An 18,349-nucleotide genomic window follows, 5' to 3' on the forward strand; every position below is an offset into this window, starting at 1 on the left:
TGAGATGGCGAGGAGTCTAACAAAAGGGTGGCCATCATGCGGCCCATCGCAACCGTGCGACACTGGCCCTATTCAAGCGTGATGAGCGGTGAGTTTTACACCCAATGCATTCAACAGTTTGAGCACCGTGTCATAGCGCGGCTTTGCTCCTGGGGCCAATGCTTTGTACAAGCTCTCACGATTGATCCCGGCGTCCTTGGCTAACTGGCTCATCCCACGAGCCTTGGCTACCTCTTGCAAGGCTCGCAGAAACACATCTGGATTTTCATCCTCGAGGCTGGCAGTCAAAAACTCCGCAATGGTGTCTTCATCGGTCAGGTACTTTGAAGGCTCAAAGGTTTTGAGCTGACTCATTGTCGTTCTCCGCGTTCGATCTCGCCAAGGATGGTCTTCGCAAGCCGTATGTCCCGTTTCTGGCTCGATTTATCACCTGCACACAGCAGCATTGCCCTGTTCGGCGCTGATGATGCGGGTGACGATCCTTGCTCGAGCCTTGAAATCCTTCAAGGCATCCAGCCATCGATCAAACTCTTGCGTGGTGATGAGTGTGTTCATGGATCGATAGTAGCCATACGGCTACATCTAGACTATCAGGTTTCTGAAGTCTGATGGGTCCGAAATTTCTGACGTATCATCCCCACGTCGCCATAGACCAATCCCCAACGAGCATCCCCATGCAGTTGAAGCACCTCATCCGCCGCCTCGATCTGGTCACCCAGCAACTGTTCGTCACGGTGCACGAAGAGGGCACCTTGACCCGTGCCGCCGCGCGCGAAGCCATTGCTGTATCCGCGGCGAGCAAGCGCCTGCAGGAGTTGGAGGACGCCCTGGGCGTGGCGCTGTTCGTGCGCCGGGCCAAGGGCGTGGCGCTGACGGCGGCGGGCGAAACGCTGCTGCATCACGCCCACTGACTACAGCAACACCTTGATCGTGCAGGAAGTTGCCCCACGCGATGGCCTGCAGATTGAGCCGGTGTGGGTTGAAACCCGGGACAAGATCGCCTCGATCCCGATCTTCTGGACCCTGCCACCGAAGTTGCTGGCCGGTGCTGGCGCAGGTGCCGCAGGCGGGATTGCCCTGGTGAACTGCCTGGGCCAGTTTGGCGGGATCGTCAGCCCAATCATGGTCGGGCGGATCAAGGACTGACCGGTAGTACCACCCCGGCGCTCTATGTGATCGCCGTTACTGGCCTGATCACTGCTGCGTTGCTGCTGTGGGGCTTGCCGGAGCGACTGCGCGCCCGGGATGTGCTAAGCGAAGGTTGATTCCAGACTGCGGTGTGGGAGCGGCCCTGGCCGCGAAGGGGCGCGACGCGGCCCCAATCAACAGGGACCGCTCTGCGGTCCTTCGCGGCCAGGGCCGCTCCCACCCGCACAAACAATCAGGCCGCACGATGCCCCGTCGGCACGGATTCTTGCATCTCCAGCGCATGGGGCTTGAGCACCAGAACGTCGCCATCGAGGTGGTCCAGCACATGCTCGGCGGTATTGCCCACTAGTGCCCCCGACAAGCCATGCCGGGCAACGGTGCCCAACACCGTCACCCCTGCCTCCAACTGGTGGGCGATCCTGGGTATCAGGGCTTTGGCCGGCCCTTCGCCAATGTGCAGGCGATGCCCTGGCAATTCGTATTCATCCTGGAACCACTGGCACTGGTCGCGGCAATGCTCGGCGACGATTTGATCGATAGTCACGTCCGGCCCGTTCTGGGGCATCAACGCCGGCGAATAGGCGCAGACCACATGCAACGACGCGCCGAACATCTCACTCAAGTTGCTGGCATAGTCCATGACGTTGCCCTGCAGCGCCACGTGGTCGGCATCGTGATGTTCCACGTCCATGGCCGCCAGCACCGTGCCACCCTCCCAGGGCACGTCGTTTCTGACCAGTAGCAGCGGTACCGGCAATTGACGGATCAACTGGTCGTCTTCACCGGTGATGAACAGATGCTTGAGCCGGGGGATGGGAAAGTGTTGCTTGATCACCAGGTCACTCTCCTGGGCACGGCAGGCAGTGAGCACGGCGTGGGCGGCATCGTCATCGGCCTGCTCGCCACGGGCGCGCACGCCGTGGTGGCGAAGGTTGGTGACTTGCCGTTCGATGAATGCACTCTGGTCGGCGTGAGGGTCGTAGACCAGCAAATCCAGCTCGGCCCCCAGCTTCAACGCCAGTTGCTGGCCGCGGAGCAGGGCAGGGCTATCGGGAACAGGAGGTATGGCAACCAGAATCCTCTGTATCGAGCGCATAGCAATCTCCAGCTTTCAAATAGCACGATTGCGGGCTGGCCTCTCTTTCTTTTTGATTATTCGGAAGAGACGGCAGGTCATTCCACGCAGTAAAAATGGTTTACCCAGGTCGCCTCCCTGGACGCTGAGGGGATCAGAAGGGGCGGGCGGCCTTGTAGGCGTTTGGTCCGCGTAACATTGAATTATGGGCGCGTTGGGATGCAGCGGCAGACCTCTTATCGGTGGGGTCATGCGATTTGATTCTAAGGGCAGGCCTGATGGGTATATGAGCCGAGTCGGTTTCTCAATGCTTTGGATCAGCAGCCTGATTTACATCCCCCGATACGTGGGGCGTACTGACGCTTTGCGCTTGGGTGTGTGGGTTCTCCGCGCCCTCGAATGGTCGACTTTAAAAACCTCTGGAACGCCCCTTGGTCTGTCTTCACAGGCCAAGGGGCAATCCCAAGGGATCGTGTGAACCTAAGCCTCCCAGCCAGCCCCACTTACCGCCGCCTGCGCCAGTGGGTGCAAGTCTGCCCCTTGATGCGCCGTCTGCCAGGCCAGCAACTCCTTGCGCATGCTGGGCGTCCAGAACATCTGCAGATGATTGCGCACGTTGAGCACGGCCTGTTGCTGGTCCGGTTCTCCAGCGAAGTACTGGGCGATCTGGTTGGCCATTTTGATCAGGTTGGCAGTGCTCATCGGCGTACCTCGGCTTTTGTTCCGGCGGTGCGTGCCTGGCGGCGTTCGTCGAGCAGGCGTTGTTGTTCGTCGCTGAATTCCTGGTAGCGTTTTTGCCACTCGGAAGGGTGGTAGACGCGGCTGACTTCCACGGCGGTGACCTTGTACTCCGGACAGTTGGTGGCCCAGTCGGAGTTGTCGGTGGTGATGACGTTGGCCCCCGATTCAGGGAAGTGGAAGGTGGTGTACACCACTCCTGGGGCTACCCGTTCGGTGACCCGCGCACGCAGTACGGTCTGTCCGGCGCGGCTGCCGATGCCGACCCAGTCACCTTCGTTGATGCCACGGCTCTCGGCGTCGGTCGGGTGGATTTCCAGGCGGTCTTCGTCGTGCCAGGCGACGTTGTCGGTACGCCGGGTCTGGGCGCCGACGTTGTACTGGCTGAGGATGCGCCCGGTGGTCAGCAGAAGGGGATAGCGATTGTTGACCTTTTCCTCGGTGGGCACATAACCGGTGAGCATGAAGCGCCCCTTGCCGCGCACGAATTCCTTGATGTGCATGGTCGGCGTACCGTCCGGTGCCGCGGCGTTGCATGGCCATTGCAGGCTGCCGTGGCGCTCCAGTGCGGTGTAGCTGACGTTGCTGAAGGTCGGCGTCAGGCTGGCGATTTCATCCATGATTTCTGACGGGTGCTGGTAGTTCATGGGGTAACCCAGGGCGTTGGCCAGGGCCACTGTGCCTTCCCAGTCGGCTTTGCCGCCCAGAGGCTCCATGACCTTGCGCACCCGGGAGATGCGTCGCTCGGCGTTGGTGAAGGTGCCGTCTTTTTCCAGGAACGAGCTGCCCGGCAGGAACACGTGGGCGAACTTGGCGGTTTCGTTGAGGAAAATGTCCTGCACCACCACGCATTCCATGGCCGACAGAGCCGCGGTGACGTGCTGGGTATTGGGGTCGCTCTGGGCGATGTCTTCGCCTTGGCAATACAGGCCCTTGAAGCTGCCGCCCAGGGCTGCCTCGAACATGTTGGGGATGCGCAGGCCCGGGTCGGGTTGCAGGGTGACGTTCCAGGCCTGTTCGAACTGCGCCCGTACCACCTCGTTGGAGATGTGCCGATAACCGGGCAGCTCGTGGGGGAAGGAGCCCATGTCGCAGGAGCCCTGAACGTTGTTCTGTCCACGCAACGGGTTCACGCCCACACCTTCGCGGCCGATGTTGCCGGTGGCCATGGCCAGGTTAGCGATGCCCATGACCGCGGTGCTGCCCTGGCTGTGCTCGGTGACGCCCAGGCCGTAGTAGATCGCCGCATTGCCGCCGGTGGCATACAGACGGGCGGCGGCACGGATGTCGGCAGCGGCGACGCCGCAGATGGCGGCAAGGACTTCCGGCGAGTTTTCCGCGCGGCTGACGAACTCGCTCCAGCGGGCGAAATCGCTGCCCTCGCAACGGGCGTCGATAAAGGCCTGGTTGAGCAGGCCTTCGGTGACGATGACGTGGGCCAGGGCGTTGAGCATGGCGACGTTGGTGCCCGGGCGCAGGGCCAGGTGCAGTTCAGCGCGGGCATGCACCGAGTCCACCAGATCAATGCGTCGTGGATCGATGACGATCAGCCGCGCGCCTTCACGCAGGCGGCGTTTGAGCTGGGAGGCGAACACCGGGTGGGCATCGCTGGGGTTGGCGCCCATCACCAGGATCACGTCGGCCTGCATCACCGAGTCGAAACTCTGGGTGCCGGCGGACTCGCCAAGGGTTTGTTTCAGGCCATAGCCGGTAGGCGAGTGGCAGACCCGCGCACAGGTGTCGACGTTGTTGTTGCCGAAGGCGGCGCGCACCAGTTTTTGCACCAGGTAGGTTTCTTCGTTGGTGCAGCGGCTGGAGGTGATGCCACCAATGGAGTCACGGCCGTATTTTTGCTGCAGCCGGCGGAATTCGCTGGCGGCGTAGGTCACCGCTTCATTCCAGCTGACTTCCTGCCAAGGGTCGTTGATGTGCTTGCGGATCATCGGCTTGGTGATGCGATCCGGGTGGGTGGCGTAGCCCCAGGCAAAGCGCCCTTTGACGCAGGAGTGGCCGTGGTTGGCCTGACCGTTCTTGTCTGGAACCATGCGCACCAGCTGGTCGCCTTTCATCTCGGCGCGGAACGAGCAGCCCACGCCGCAATAGGCACAGGTGGTGATCACGCTGCGTTCGGGCTGACCCAGTTCGACCACGCTTTTTTCCATCAGGGTCGCGGTGGGGCAGGCTTGCACACAGGCGCCGCAGGACACGCATTCCGAGTCGAGGAAGTTCTCGCCACCGGCGGCCGCGACCCGGGATTCGAAACCGCGCCCGGTAATGGTCAGGGCAAAGGTGCCCTGGGTTTCTTCGCAGGCGCGCACGCAGCGGTTGCAGACGATGCACTTGCTCGGGTCGTAGTCGAAGTAGGGGTTGGAGGTGTCCTTCAGGTCGGCCAGATGGTTGTCGCCTTCATAGCCGTAACGCACCTCCCGCAGGCCGACCTGGCCGGCTACGGTTTGCAGCTCGCAGTTGCCGTTGGCCGAGCAGGTCAGGCAGTCCAGCGGGTGATCGGAGATGTACAGCTCCATGACGTTGCGGCGCAGGGTTGCGAGCTTCGGCGTCTGGGTGTGCACGCTCATGCCTTCGCTGACCGGCGTGGTGCAGGACGCCGGGTAGCCGCGCATGCCGTCGATCTCCACCAGGCACATGCGGCAGGAGCCGAAGGCTTCCAGGCTGTCGGTGGCACACAGCTTGGGAATGGTAGTGCCCAGCAGCGCGGCGGCGCGCATCACCGAGGTACCTTCGGGCACGCTGATGCTGCGGCCGTCGATGTTCAGGGTGACCTGCACCTGGCTGTCGCGGGCCGGGGTTCCAAGGTCAAGAGTTCCAAGGTCAAGAGTGCCGAGGGCGATGTCTTTGGCAGGGTCGAAGAGATTGATCATTGGTCGGCCTCCGAGGACTGCAGACCGAAGTCGGCGGGGAAGTGCTTGAGGGCGCTGGCTACCGGATAGGAGGTCATGCCGCCCAACGCGCACAGCGAACCGTACTGCAGGGTGTCGCACAGGTCCTTGAGGATGATCGCCTGCTCATCACGACCGCTCTGGTCAGGCGCGGCCAGCAGGCGGTCGATCACCTCCACGCCCCGGGTCGAGCCGATGCGGCATGGGGTGCATTTGCCACAGGATTCCTCGGCGCAGAACTGCAGGGCGAAGCGTGCCATGCGGGCCATGTCCAGGCTGTCGTCAGCCACCACCACACCACCATGACCGAGCATGGCGCCGATGGCGACGAAGGCTTCGTAATCCAGCGGAGTGTCGAATTGCCCTGGTGGCACCCAGGCGCCGAGGGGGCCGCCAACCTGGGCGGCCTTCAGCGGCCGGCCACTGGCGGTACCACCGCCGTAGTCTTCCACCAGTTCCCGCAGGGTCAGGCCAAAGGCCCGTTCCACCAGGCCGCCGTGACGAATATTGCCCGCCAGCTGGAAGGGCATGGTGCCCAGGGAGCGACCCATGCCGTAATCGCGATAGAACTGCGCGCCCTTGGCCAGAATCAGCGGCACCGAGGCCAGGGTCAGCACGTTGTGCACCAGGGTCGGCAGGCCGAACAGGCCCTGCAAGGCGGGGATGGGTGGCTTGGCACGGACAATCCCGCGCTTGCCTTCGAGAGAGTCCAGCAGCGCGGTTTCCTCACCGCAGATGTAAGCACCGGCACCGACTCGCACTTCCATATCGAAGGCCTGGCCGCTGCCGCCGACATTGGCGCCGAGGTAACCGGCGGACCGGGCGATTTCCAGCGCCTCGCGCAGTGTGGCCACGGCCTGTGGATATTCCGAGCGTACATAGATGTAGCCGTAGCTGGCCCCGACGGTGAGACCGGCAATGGCCATGCCTTCGATCAGCAGGAAGGGGTCGCCTTCCATCAACATGCGGTCGGCGAAGGTGCCGGAGTCGCCTTCGTCGGCGTTGCACACAATGTATTTCTGCGCAGCCTGGGTGCCGCGCACCGTGCGCCATTTGATCCCGGCCGGGAAGGCCGCGCCGCCACGGCCACGCAGACCCGAATCGAACACTGCGGTCGCGGTCTGCTCGCCGCCCAGGGCGATGGCCTGGGTCAAGCCCTCGAAGCCGCCGTGGGCCTGGTAATCCTCCAGGGACAGCGGCCGGGTAATGCCGGCGCGGGCGAACAGCAGGCGTTGTTGAGTCTTTAGATAAGGCAACTGCTCCACCGCGCCCAAGGCCAGTGGATGGGCGGACGGCTCGCCTTGCAGCGCATCGAGCAGGGACGGCACATCGGCAGCGGTCAGCGGGCCGAAGCCGATACGGCCTTGCGGGCTGTCCATTTCCAGCAGCGGTTCCAGCCAGTACAGGCCGCGAGAGCTGGTGCGTTGCAGGTCCAGCGGCAGATTGCGTTCCCGGGCCTGAGTGGCAAGGGCCACGGCCACCTCATCGGCGCCCACGGCACGGGCCAGGGAATCACTGGGTAGATAGAGGCACGGCATCATGCGTCCTCCTGGCAAGCGTCGAGCAGGGCATCCAGGCGCTCGGCGCTGAGCCGCGCATGCACCTGGCCATCCAGCTCCAGGGCTGGCGAGCAGGCGCAGGCTCCGAGGCAATACACCGGGCGCAGACTGATGTTGCCGTCGGCGCTGCTGCCGTGGTCGTCCAGTTGCAGGCGTTCGCGCAACTGCGCGGCGAGCTGCTCGGCGCCGCGGCTCTGGCAGGACTCGGCCCGGCACAGGCGCAGGATATGCCGGGCCGGGGGCGCGGTGCGGAAGTCATGGTAGAAGCTGATCACCCCGCGAACCTCGGCCTGACTCTGGTTGAGGGCGTGGGCAATCTCGGGGATGGTGGCATCGGGGATGTAACCGATGCCCTCCTGAATCTCATGAAGGATCGGCAACAGTGCGCCGGGGGAGCCCTTGTGGCGCTCCAGCAGGCTGTTGACCATAGGCAGGTGCAACATCTCATCAGGCATACAGCAATCCTCACGGTCACGGGCAAACCAGGCGGTTGTCGGTTGTCCGAAAGTGTCGGCTGCGGCAGTCACACCACGTCACGGTATCGTGGCATTTTCAGGCCGTTGGCCAGGCGCCCTGAGCGGGCATCTTGTTGGGCCCGGTGCGGTCTTTGCCGCACCTGTTCAGGGCATAACAGGCAGCTTGCCACGCTGCCTTTGATTCATCTGCACCAAAGCGACGTGCTCAGTTCTCTCTACGACCACTCATTGAGTCTAGAAGAGTGCGGCCCTGGGCGTTGTCCTTGAATGGTCGTTCAAGGTCTGCGCGGCAGATTGCCCGCCTGAGGAATTTGCGGCTGATTTCGAAGGCATGGTCATGCTGGTGGTGTTAATCGAAATGACAGGCTCAATTGATAGAGCCTGTCGCACGCCAGGCGCCTCCGAGCGAGGGGGTTTTAGAGTGTGTCGGTTATCTCGAGCGTAGCTCGCGACAGTCACCTTTCAGAAAGTTCTACCACTCCAAGTGAGAGAAAAAGCAAAGCCATTCCAGTCAATGTTAGCTATTTTGAAATAGCTAATCGCCGCTTTAGATTAGCTGGAAATTTTCCAATTCGTCGGGGTCTAGCTCACCGAGTTTAAGAAGTGGCTTTGGCCATAACACTGCACCTGCGATAACGCTGGTTTGCATCATGCGAGAAGAAAAACTGAAGCCTGCCCATAGTCGCATGCTACTAGCAACGCAAATGCTTTTGGGGAAAACGGTTTTCATTCTCTCCAGGTCGTGATGCGTTGTGTAAGCGCCTATCGCCATGCCCGAAAGACCGATCACGAAGGGAGCTAGCATAAAGGCAAAAGCCCACCAAGAACTCCAAATGCTGTCATGGATTAAGCGTCCCGAAAATGAAGTCTCCCATCCACTCTCCTCCTACGTTTTCGCCCAAGCGAAAAAGCCGCCATGCTTCCGGTGCTGGGAGCATGGCGACCTGAACCATCTATTCAGATAACTTGAGCAAGCCAACCGCCAACAGAAACCACACCCCACCAATCGACATGAGACAGACTGAAATAGCCATAAGCCGCTTGATTTCGGCGGGAAAGTTGCGAACTTCCTCGGGATCAAGCTCGCCGCGTCGAACTTGAATCTTCGGCCAAAGCACAAAGCTAGCGGTGTTGGCGACCTGACTACAACGTGAAGAGAAACCAAAGCCCGACCAAAGCCGGTTGTAGGTCCGAACGCCACGGCTATTGGGAAACGCCGTGATTATCCTGTCGTAGTAGCGGTAAGTGATATAGGCAAGAACTGCCATGCCAGACAGGCCGATCACCAAAGGGACTAGCAGAAAGGCGAATGCCCACCAAGAATGCCAAAAACCACTCATGGCTGAGTTTGCTCATATAAAAATTCACCTGCCCGTTCGCCAGTCGCACCACCGCCAGCACCGCCAAAGTACGAGGCGCCACCAACTACCACTAGGACACAGACGACCCCGCCAATGCCACCCGTACCCAAGCCGATGGCCGCGCAGATATGTGGTGCTGCCAGGCTTCCCAAGCCTCCTATCACTGCTCCGCCGCCCAACCCCACTGCAAAGCTGCCGGTTTCGGTGAAACGGATTTTTTTGCATTCCTGCGTTTCTCCCGCACGACATACCTCCTGGACTTTCAAGTAAGACGAAGCCGCACCCAATCCGACGCCAATATAGCCACCATACTTCAGGTACTTGGCAGCCTTGGCGATCTGCTCCATATACGTGGCATACCCGAGAATTTGCCCGGAGGCTCCGGCACGGCTCCAGTGATGCACCGGGCTACCGGTGGAAATGCCGAGGTCGCGACGCAGGCTGTCGTAACTGCCGAGGTCGAGTTGCTTGTTGAGGAAGGCGGTTTTCAGCTGGGCATCGAGTTGGCTGTATAGCTGACTGCGCGTATCGAAGAACGCCTTGCTTCGCAGGTGACCATGGGCCAGGAATTCCCGTTGATGCAAAAGCTCGAGACTGCGCAGGGTGCCTTCGACCTGCTTGAGCCCCTTGTCCAGCATATCCTTGCCGACGCCCAGCGCTTCGCTCGCACCACCGGTGAGGAGTGCAATTTCGGCGAGATGGCGCGCCATGAAGTTGGCCTCTTCTTCGCTCAGTGGCGCCAAGGCTTCGCGCACTTGCGTGGCCGCTGCCATCATGGCGGCTTCCTCGCGGGTACAGGCCATGGGGTTGTACGGGTCGCCGAGGACGAAGAGTTCGCCAGCCTTGAAGCCGTGGCCAAAGGAGGGATTGAGCTGCTTGATTCGATTGATCAATTGCGCAGCGGGGTATGGATTGAGCTGGCTCAGGACCTGCTCGCCGGACATGGTATGGGGCACGATGTAGAAGCCCGGTTCCTGGGCCACTGCGCTACCGAATACCGTTGGTGCTGGATGGCTCGTTGGGGGAGCGAAACTGGAATGACGTGGCGCTGTCGAGGGGTTGCTTGCGGCTGGGGCAGCCGGTTGAGCGGCTGTTCGGGTGGCTGGCGGTGCAGCGTTTCGGCTTGACTCGTAGGTGGACTTGAAGAACGAGGGGATCAGTGTGGCTTTGCAGGGGCAAGTGCTGACGCTGTCCAGCGTGCCGGCCACGAGTCTTCCATGACTGTTGATGTAGGGAACCCCGCCAGAGATGACGTAGGTCTTTCCATCCTTCCCGCAGGTGACCCGGTCACCTTCACGAGCATGGGCGATACCAAACATCATGACACGTGTATCTGCTTCCTGAACCGTGCCACCGCAGGTGGTCTTATCACCCAGGCGAATGAAATGTCCGTCTGCCATAGATTGAACTCCTTGTACGAATGAGCTGAGTCAGGGCCAAGTGCCAGGCCTTAGACTCAATACAAGGGGATCGAGAGTAAATCGGAAATTTCCCAAGATTCTGTGGGAAAAATGGTAGGAATTATCAGCTCGGTAACGGACAACACTGGGAGGGGGAGCCAGAACTTCGGGGTCGGGTGGGATGTACGAAATGCTGGTGAATCGATCAGGTAACAAAGGGTTTACAGTCAGTAGTCGATGTGGAAACAATAGCCGGCAGTAGTTTTCATAATTCTGGAATGTGACTATTAAAACAAGGAGTGGCAAATGATTGATTTTAACAACAAAGGATTTTTCAATCTGAAGCAGAACGATGAGTACGCAGAGCGAGTCACTTCTCTGCTGCTGGAGGGGGAGGAGGTAATCGACTCCTATAAATCCATGCGCGATGGCGTGGTATTTACCAACAAGCGAATCATCTCGGTAAACGTGCAAGGTATTACCGGAAGCAAAAAAGACTTCACCTCCCTTCCCTACAAAAACATCGTCGCCTACTCCGTGGAGACATCTGGAACTTTTGACCTGGACTCTGAGCTGGAAATATACTTTTCGTCGCTGGGAAAAGTTAAGTTCGAATTTACCGGAAAGACGTCGATTGTAGAAATTTCGAAGTACATATCCAAACATCTGCTCTGAGTTGGACTCAGGCTGCCCAAAGGCTAATGATTTTCGAAACGAGACAGCGTTGCAGTCATGTCATCGATAATGGCCTTGGCCATTTCTCCGAGATAGAAAGTCGACCATGCCGTTTGTGCGCAGCCTTCGCCCATGGCCAGTTGTGCCGCCAGTTTGTTTGCGCAGTCCTGCAGGTTGGAGGCGTGTTCAAGGGCTTGAATGGCGGGGATGTCGGGGGTGATGCGGAAGAGTCGTTGGGTGCCTTGGCCACAGCGGCCGAAGGTGGTGGTGCCGAGGGTTTTTATGTCCGTTAGTTCGGTCATTGGTGGAGCTCCTTTTGTAGAGAGGACCATCACCGTCTGCCGCCAAGCAGGGAAGGGTGACGGATTACGCAAGGTTGGCGGACCGGGACAAAAGGAACCCAGCACTTCCGAAGAAGTCCCTGCGCAACCCGTCATAACTCGGCATTGCGGACACGAAGAATGCGTCCACAAATGGTAAATAGATAGAGTTGCGCCTTTTGTCACGGGCCGCCAAGCCCGTATCGCTGATGTGCAGCGACGGCGTAGGTTAGCGTGACGAGTGGGTGACAACAAGGCGGATACGGGTGCAAAAGCAGTGCGAATTGGTGAGGATTGAGGTGTGAATTTGGAATTTCTGGTGATGGGGCGGGCCTCATCGCGGGCAAGCCCGCTCCCACAGAGTGCGGAGTGGGGCTTGAGATTGCAGGCATAAAAAAACCGGCTCAATCGGCCGCTGGAATACTGTTTTAGCCGGTTTCACCTAGTTTAATAAATCTATACGGTCTAGTGATTTAGCGGCTTCCAGCGCTTTATGGGGTTACACTGAAATTGACTGGGTTACGGCTACAACGTGAACCCGACGTAACCCCAAGGAGGTAACTCCGATGAAACGGGCACCCTCTCTCAAGTTGAATTTCACCGTGGTCACGTTGAATGCGCTGCCCCTACCCGAAGCTGGCGAGCGCGTTACCTACCACGACACCCAAGTGATCGGCTTGCAACTTCGCGTCACATCGAACGGCACCAAGACCTTCTACGTCTTCCAGAGGGTGAACGGCAAACCCGAACGGGTGAAAGTCGGCGAACACCCTTACCCAATCACAGGCATCGACCAAGCAAGGCGGCAAGCGAAGGCGATCATCCACCAGATTGCCGAAGGCCAGAGTCCGAGCGCTGCCAAGCGCGAGGACAAGGCCAAGTCCCTGACGCTGGCGGAAGCGGTAGACCAGTACGTCGCCGATAAAAGGAGACGCACCGACAAGCTACCACTGAAGGCACGCACGGTTGACGACTATCTGGCCATGCTCAAGCCCCCTCGGTTGACGGCGACGGGCAAGCGCACCAAAGGAGGAGCACTGGCGCGGCTGGCCGGCAAATCGATTTACGGGATCGGTGCCGCCGATATAAAGGCGGTGCATGATGAAAACCTCAAGTGCCATAGCAGGCGTCAGGCCTTCTACGCGATGCAGACGTTGAAGGCGATCCTGCACTTTTATGCCGTCAAGATCCCGCAGGATCCCTTCAGTACGGAAACCCCCGAAGCGGGGCGCATCTACATAGAGCCGGCCGGTGTCAGTGAAACCGAGCCGGTCGAGCACCTGCTGAATCATCTAGGTGAATGGTGGCGGGCATTGCATGCGCTACCGCCGTCACCCGTGACCGACTACTTGGCCTTCCTGCTATTGACCGGCTGCCGTCCCGGCGAACCGTTGAAGGTACTGGCCGGTGATCTGGTCAACGGCGAGATCAAGCTGATCGACACCAAAAACAGATCCAGCCACCTGTTGCTGCTTTCGACACAAGCGTTGGCTATCGCCCAACGGAATGCCGCAGGCAAGGTAGCGACTGAGCCTTTGTTCAACGTCACCCCGGCGCAAGCGAACGCACTGGCCCATGAACTGTCGGCCACGACTGGTATCCCGTTCGTACCCAAAATGCTGCGCAGTCTGTTCGCCAGCATTGCCGACGAATTGACGTCGGCTTCCACGCTGAAGCGACTGATGAACCACAAACAGAAAAGCGATATCACCGACACCAATTACATCAGAAAGCTGAAAGAGACGTTGCGCGAGGCTTGGCAAAAAATCAGTGACTTCATCGAAGCAATCGCCTCTGACAACGTGGTGCCGATCCGGGGGGCCGCGTCGTGAAAAACCCATGGTTTGCTCTCTCCATAGAAGCAGCAAAGGCAGGCAGCGATGTGGCAGCACGGAAGCTGCTGCGCTATCTGGCCGAATGCCTTGAGCGGGGTGAAGTTCCACCGGAAGTGGTGGCCAAATACTTCGCTACGGCATTCAAGCAGATCGCATCCGGGCGCAAGGCGAACGATGAGTTGCACCTTGGCAAGAACACCCACTTCGAGCGTGACTACGCAATCGCGTGGGAAGTGTGGGAGTTGAACCAGCGGGGCATGCCGCTTAGGGTAAGTGACAAGAAGGAGGGTGCATTTGATGTTGTCGGCAAAAAACAAAAACCCGTTCTTAGTGCTGATCGTATCCAGCAGATTTATTGGGACATGAAGGGGCTGATCGAAGCCGAACTTTTCCAAATGTCCTTGGCAGACGGCGAGGACCGCGAAGGGCCGGAACTTTCGGTGAAGGTACGTCGGCAGTTGAAGGAAGTACACCGGCGCTTCGAAGTAGACGATCATATCGCCAGCGGCGAACTGGTCGAGGCCCTCAAGAAACAGAAACAGGGTAGTGATTAGGAAATTACTACCCTGTTTCTGTTTCAGGGTAGTGATTGAGAAAAGGCTACCCTGCGATATAGTTTGTTCGCGTTTATCATATTCTCACTGGCACTGCTGAATGTCTCGGCAGTTCGCTCCGGTGAGGTGTGATATGCAAGACGAACGGCTGACTCATAAAGCAACTGCTGCCTATATCGGCGTGACTGAAAACACCCTGAATACTTGGCGGTGCACCCAGCGCTTCCCTATTCCGTATATAAAAGTCGGCAGCAAGGTTTATTACTGGCGGCGCGATTTGGATGCGTTCCTGGAATCGCAGACTGTGCGCCCTGCGGAAGTGGTGTGAGTCATGGACGAAGCAATCACTCGCAGTTTTAAAGTCGGCAAGAAGTACACCTGCACGCTGACCATTCCTTATCCGGGGCAAATGGATTGCGTGTGGAAGCCCCATATGCCGTCGAAGTTGACGAAGGCCATTCACCGCGATTATCTGCGCGGGCGCAATGCGGTACTCGAAGAAGCCGCCGAAGTCTTCGGCAAGAAGATAATGTGTATTGATTTGGAATAAAGAAAACTCCCATCACGGAAGACAGTACGCGATGGGAGTTTCAAGCGGTAGCAGCAAGCAACCGAGGTAATCGTAAACCCCGGTGTGCATTAAAGCAACATGGGGTTTAAAGATGAAAATTACCGACTGTGAGGAAGATCGTGACCGCATCATCAGGCGCTTTAACGAACTGATGGAGGCGAACGAGCATGCAGCGCAATCACTCCTGAGGGAATTGGGGCTTAACCAGCTGTGCGACCTTCAGGCGTGGGATCCCCCCCACTGGTTGGAAGGGTGCCTGATCAAAACGCTGGAGATAGTCAAAAAAGAACCAGAACCCGACCCTGTTGAATCCTTCCATGAACCGGTGCAAAACCCGTTAATGGAGGGCATTAATGCTGCCATCAGTTTTTCACGCGGCGAAAGCAAGTATGACAACTGCCCCGACCAGCGCGAAGTCGCCAGCTTCGACGATTTGGCTGATGCCGTATTGAATGATCGGAGCGCGGAGAAGGGCAAGATCTACATCTGCGCGCCATTCGCCAAGGGGTATCACAACAACCCGGAAAAGTATGCAGGTGAAGCAACGTGGCGGCAAAAGCGGTTGGCCCAAGGGCGCTGCTTTTTGCCTTTTGACATCGATGGAGTCGATTGCCCCGAGACCGCGCACAAGGTGATGGAATATCTGAAGCGTTATCAGGGCTTCGCCTATACCACGAGCAGCCACACGCAAGAGGCACCACGCTTTCGGGTGGTGTTGGCGCAGACCCGCGAGACTGATCCAGAGGAGGACGTTGCACTTGGCAAGGGCGTACAGGCGCTGATCGAGGCCGAGCTGGGTAAAGACAAGATAAAGTTCGATCAATCGGTCTACGGGGCTGCACAGCCTTTATTTACCCCCTTGCACGGGGCGGGGGATTTTCGCTTCACCGGCCAGCCGGTGGATGTGGATGTGATGCTGGCGCAGGCCCCCACGAAGCTTTCAGCTTCGACGGTGCAGGCAACCGCTGCAAAGCAGCGGACGGCAAAAGCCCCGCTGGAAACGGCCAAGACCGACGATCCTATACTGCGCATCTTGAACGAACTGGACATGGTGCGCGGCGATCAAGGGGGCGGCAAATTCAATATCGAGTGCCCTTACGCACATGAGCACACCATGGATGGCGGAGAGGGTGAAACTGTTTATTACCAGGCGCATACAGGCGGGTATGCCCAGGCGCACATCCATTGCCTGCACGGGCATTGCGCAGAGCGCAAAACCAATGAATTCATGGCTGCGCTGGGGGCGCGATATGCGCAGGAAACCGGGAAGCAGGCAGATTGGGACGTTAACAAGCTGGTGGACTTCAACAACCAGGGAAAACCCGCTGGTGTTGCACCACTGCAAGCCAAGCACCTGATAACCGATCAGGCCAACGCGGTGCGCCTGCAAAAAGCCGTGGGCGGCAGCGTTATCCACACGGCCGGTAAATGGCGGGTATGGGATGGTACGCACTGGCGCGAGGATGAACCGGCCGCCTTCCGGCTGACCTGCACCCTGTCGAGCATGATCGACGCCGAAGCCACGGAGTGGGAAACCAAGCCGTATACCAGTAATGAGGAACGTGATCGCAATAAGGCCGTTGCCGGGGCCCTGCGCAAGTGGAGTACCAAATCAGAAATGTTGGACCGCCTGAACGCGGCCTTCAACCTGTTGCGGCGGCTGGTGACGGTGCCAGCCGATAGCCTGGACAGCGACCCTTATGCACTCAACGTGGCGAACGGCACCATCGACCTGCGCACGGGTGAACTGCACCCGCACGACAAAGATGACCTGATTACCCACTGTATCCCCATTCCTTATGACCCGAAGGCCGAGGCGCCCACGTTCAAGCGGGTGCTGTCCGAGATAGCCGGTGGGAGCAAGGCCCTTGTTGACTTCTTTCAACGTTGGTTCGGCTATGGCGCCACCGGCGTGACCAGCGAACAGAAATTCGCCGTGCATCACGGTGACGGCGCCAACGGCAAGTCACTGCTGCTGGATACGGTCAGCGGTGTACTTGGTTCCTATGCGGGAACGGCTGCGCCGGGGCTGCTGATGGATGGTGGGCAGAACCGGCACCCGGCGGAGGTTGCCGACCTGTTCGGCATGCGCCTGGTAGCGGCGCATGAATCCGGCGAAGGCGCGCTGCTGAATGAGGACAGGATCAAGCAGGCGACCGGCAGCGACAAGCTGAAGGCCCGGCACATGCGCCAGGACTTCTTCGAGTTTTCACCGACCCACACCCTCAACCTGTTGACCAACCATAAGCCGCAGATCCGGGGGCAGGACCTGGGGATCTGGCGCCGGGTCATGTTGATCCCGTATGGCGTGACGTTCGGGACGAAGCTCGAAGTAGAACAGGGTCTGGCCCATCACCTGCGCGACGATCATCTATACGAGGCGTTGAAGGTGGAAGCGGCCGGTATCCTGACCTGGATCGTACGGGGCGCGGTCCAGTGGTACATGACTGGACTCAGGCCACCGGATATCGTCCTGGCCGCAGGGGCCGAGTACCGCAGTGAACAGGATCGCGTCGGCCAGTTCATCAGCGAGTGCTGCAAGGTCGGCCCCGAGCAGGTCATGCCGTGCGACGTCACCTATGACGACTATAAAGAGTGGGCTTTGGCTTGTGGCTATCGCCCGCTTGCGAAAATGAGGTTCTGCGATGCGGTTGAAAAGCGGCCGGGTATCACCAAGGGGCGGGCGCGCATCCAATGGTTGGGCAACACCCGGCAATGCGAGTGTTTCACCGGGCTCAGTGTCCTCTCCAAACTGGACAGGGAGGTGTAGTGAATGTGTTCAATGTTCAGTTTACCCCCCCCTTTTCACCTATCACCTTCACGAGAACTCATTTCTTAGAGGGGTAATAGGAAAATGGGGGTCAAAACTGAACATTGAACATGCCCCGGCGGTGATGGGGGCAGCTTTGGGCCGCTGGCTCAATCAAACCGAGGTAGTGATTATGAAAAAGGGACAGCTATTGGCGCCGCGTAATATGACGCGTGAGGTGCTATCCGATGCGGATGTGGCAAATCTGCTGGCTAGCGGCTCGTGGGTTTTAGCGACCATTCCGAAAAAGCCATCTGCCCACGTTATTAACCAGCGCAATTTTTTCCGCCGCAGACTCGAAGCCGGATACCGGGAATTTAAAGTTTTATTGGCTGAGCCTATTTTTAATGAATTGCGCGCCCGGCTGCTTGAGGGCGAAACCTTTGCCGAACTGGTTGAGCGGCTGCTAACTGAGTCAACCCCTGACAATGATAAAAAACCTATAGTGGACATACAGAATTAGAAAATTTACAGATTACTGAGCGTAAGCCCTAAACGCCCGCAGGCCGGGGCCAGATGGATTCTATTGGCACCGAATGAAGGCATGATTGAAGTCCTAGATTAACTGAAGCTCGATCAATTGATCCTTCAGACCCTCGGGGCGACATTAACCGTTAAACGGACTCTTGTGGTCAGTCGCTAACTGCCCCTATGGAAATGCAAACTGTTTTAGAGCTGCCATCATGGCAACCACCAGAACGACTAACCCCACCCCACACGTCCATTCCGATTCGGGTGTGTAGGCAAACCACGAGCCTTTCGATGGATATTTGCCTAGCGTTATTAACCTCACGATGGGCCAGCCAATGGGGTAGCAAATAGCACGGAATATCACTTCACTCAGCATATCAATCATTACCCTGCGTCCATGTGTTTCTGGTCGTCAAAGTCGATTGTAGCCCTAGGGCGGCTTCGGTATGAGTCGCGTCC

Annotated in this window: 18 protein-coding genes and 3 pseudogenes; 10 read left to right on the forward strand and 11 right to left on the reverse strand. The window is 58.7% G+C overall.

Annotation, left to right across the window (positions count from 1 at the left end):
- Nucleotides 1-72: 72 nt before the first annotated feature.
- Nucleotides 73-354: an addiction module antidote protein gene (locus tag NVV94_RS05165; RefSeq protein WP_258446162.1), complete on the reverse strand. Its 282-nt coding sequence runs from the start codon at nucleotides 352-354 to the stop codon at nucleotides 73-75.
- Nucleotides 355-426: 72 nt separating this feature from the next.
- Nucleotides 427-555: a hypothetical protein gene (locus NVV94_RS05170; RefSeq protein WP_258446163.1), complete on the reverse strand. Its 129-nt coding sequence runs from the start codon at nucleotides 553-555 to the stop codon at nucleotides 427-429.
- A gap of 119 nt (nucleotides 556-674) precedes the next feature.
- Here NVV94_RS05170 and NVV94_RS05175 point away from each other — a divergent pair.
- From NVV94_RS05175 to NVV94_RS05185, 3 pseudogenes are all read left to right on the forward strand, one after another.
- Nucleotides 675-905, forward strand: a pseudogene (locus tag NVV94_RS05175) (LysR family transcriptional regulator); the annotation flags it as partial.
- A pseudogene (locus tag NVV94_RS05180) lies at nucleotides 898-1,008 on the forward strand (hydroxymethylglutaryl-CoA lyase); the annotation flags it as partial. The pseudogenes NVV94_RS05175 and NVV94_RS05180, both read left to right, overlap by 8 nt.
- A pseudogene (locus NVV94_RS05185) lies at nucleotides 997-1,265 on the forward strand (MFS transporter); the annotation flags it as partial. The pseudogenes NVV94_RS05180 and NVV94_RS05185, both read left to right, overlap by 12 nt.
- A gap of 116 nt (nucleotides 1,266-1,381) precedes the next feature.
- Here NVV94_RS05185 and NVV94_RS05190 read toward each other — a convergent pair.
- From NVV94_RS05190 to NVV94_RS05220, 7 genes are all read right to left on the reverse strand, one after another.
- Nucleotides 1,382-2,245 carry a universal stress protein gene (locus tag NVV94_RS05190; RefSeq protein ID WP_258446164.1) on the reverse strand — a complete coding sequence of 288 codons (864 nt, stop codon included), beginning with the start codon at nucleotides 2,243-2,245 and terminating at the stop codon, nucleotides 1,382-1,384.
- A gap of 459 nt (nucleotides 2,246-2,704) precedes the next feature.
- Nucleotides 2,705-2,926 carry a formate dehydrogenase subunit delta gene (locus tag NVV94_RS05195; protein ID WP_258446165.1) on the reverse strand — a complete coding sequence of 74 codons (222 nt, stop codon included), beginning with the start codon at nucleotides 2,924-2,926 and terminating at the stop codon, nucleotides 2,705-2,707.
- Nucleotides 2,923-5,841, reverse strand: coding sequence for a formate dehydrogenase subunit alpha (gene fdhF / locus NVV94_RS05200; protein WP_258446166.1), 2,919 nt, complete (start codon nucleotides 5,839-5,841; stop codon nucleotides 2,923-2,925). Before fdhF ends, NVV94_RS05195 begins: the two co-directional genes overlap by 4 nt.
- Nucleotides 5,838-7,400, reverse strand: a complete 1,563-nt coding sequence (locus tag NVV94_RS05205; protein ID WP_258446167.1) for an NADH-quinone oxidoreductase subunit NuoF — start codon at nucleotides 7,398-7,400, stop codon at nucleotides 5,838-5,840. The genes fdhF and NVV94_RS05205 overlap by 4 nt, the downstream gene beginning before the upstream one ends.
- The gene (locus NVV94_RS05210; protein ID WP_258446168.1) at nucleotides 7,397-7,873 is read right to left on the reverse strand and encodes a formate dehydrogenase subunit gamma; all 477 of its coding nucleotides are present in this window, start codon (nucleotides 7,871-7,873) and stop codon (nucleotides 7,397-7,399) included. Before NVV94_RS05210 ends, NVV94_RS05205 begins: the two co-directional genes overlap by 4 nt.
- Before the next feature lie 974 nt (nucleotides 7,874-8,847).
- On the reverse strand, nucleotides 8,848-9,234 hold the full coding sequence (locus NVV94_RS05215) for a hypothetical protein (protein ID WP_258446169.1): 387 nt from the start codon (nucleotides 9,232-9,234) through the stop codon (nucleotides 8,848-8,850).
- Nucleotides 9,231-10,655, reverse strand: a complete 1,425-nt coding sequence (locus NVV94_RS05220) for a PAAR domain-containing protein (RefSeq protein WP_258446170.1) — start codon at nucleotides 10,653-10,655, stop codon at nucleotides 9,231-9,233. The genes NVV94_RS05215 and NVV94_RS05220 overlap by 4 nt, the downstream gene beginning before the upstream one ends.
- 306 nt (nucleotides 10,656-10,961) lie before the next feature.
- Here NVV94_RS05220 and NVV94_RS05225 point away from each other — a divergent pair, with 306 nt between their 5' ends.
- Nucleotides 10,962-11,330 (forward strand): PH domain-containing protein, encoded by a 369-nt coding sequence (locus tag NVV94_RS05225; RefSeq protein ID WP_258446171.1) that lies wholly within the window; start codon nucleotides 10,962-10,964, stop codon nucleotides 11,328-11,330.
- Nucleotides 11,331-11,353: 23 nt separating this feature from the next.
- On the opposite strand, the gene NVV94_RS05230 is transcribed toward NVV94_RS05225, so the two are convergent.
- A complete protein-coding gene (locus NVV94_RS05230; RefSeq protein WP_258446172.1) occupies nucleotides 11,354-11,632 on the reverse strand; it encodes a DUF3077 domain-containing protein in 279 nt (92 codons plus the stop codon).
- A 584-nt stretch (nucleotides 11,633-12,216) separates the two neighbouring features.
- On the opposite strand from NVV94_RS05230, the gene NVV94_RS05235 reads away from it, so the two are divergent.
- The 6 genes from NVV94_RS05235 to NVV94_RS05260 all read left to right on the forward strand — a co-directional run bounded on the left by NVV94_RS05235 (nucleotide 12,217) and on the right by NVV94_RS05260 (nucleotide 17,882).
- Complete coding sequence (locus tag NVV94_RS05235; protein WP_258446173.1) at nucleotides 12,217-13,482, forward strand: integrase family protein; 1,266 nt, start codon at nucleotides 12,217-12,219, stop codon at nucleotides 13,480-13,482.
- Nucleotides 13,479-14,039, forward strand: coding sequence for a hypothetical protein (locus NVV94_RS05240; RefSeq protein ID WP_258446174.1), 561 nt, complete (start codon nucleotides 13,479-13,481; stop codon nucleotides 14,037-14,039). Before NVV94_RS05235 ends, NVV94_RS05240 begins: the two co-directional genes overlap by 4 nt.
- A 133-nt stretch (nucleotides 14,040-14,172) precedes the next feature.
- On the forward strand, nucleotides 14,173-14,367 hold the full coding sequence (locus tag NVV94_RS05245; RefSeq protein ID WP_258446175.1) for an AlpA family transcriptional regulator: 195 nt from the start codon (nucleotides 14,173-14,175) through the stop codon (nucleotides 14,365-14,367).
- Nucleotides 14,368-14,370: 3 nt separating this feature from the next.
- Complete coding sequence (locus NVV94_RS05250; protein ID WP_258446176.1) at nucleotides 14,371-14,589, forward strand: hypothetical protein; 219 nt, start codon at nucleotides 14,371-14,373, stop codon at nucleotides 14,587-14,589.
- 112 nt (nucleotides 14,590-14,701) lie between these two features.
- Nucleotides 14,702-17,380: a phage/plasmid primase, P4 family gene (locus NVV94_RS05255; protein ID WP_258446177.1), complete on the forward strand. Its 2,679-nt coding sequence runs from the start codon at nucleotides 14,702-14,704 to the stop codon at nucleotides 17,378-17,380.
- A gap of 172 nt (nucleotides 17,381-17,552) precedes the next feature.
- The gene (locus NVV94_RS05260) at nucleotides 17,553-17,882 is read left to right on the forward strand and encodes a hypothetical protein (protein WP_258446178.1); all 330 of its coding nucleotides are present in this window, start codon (nucleotides 17,553-17,555) and stop codon (nucleotides 17,880-17,882) included.
- Nucleotides 17,883-18,068: 186 nt separating this feature from the next.
- On the opposite strand, the gene NVV94_RS05265 is transcribed toward NVV94_RS05260, so the two are convergent.
- Entirely contained in the window at nucleotides 18,069-18,275 is a 207-nt protein-coding gene (locus tag NVV94_RS05265) for a hypothetical protein (protein ID WP_258446179.1), read from the reverse strand.
- Nucleotides 18,276-18,349: the final 74 nt, after the last annotated feature.

It is taken from the genome of Pseudomonas sp. LS1212, from assembly GCF_024741815.1.
Lineage (GTDB): Bacteria > Pseudomonadota > Gammaproteobacteria > Pseudomonadales > Pseudomonadaceae > Aquipseudomonas.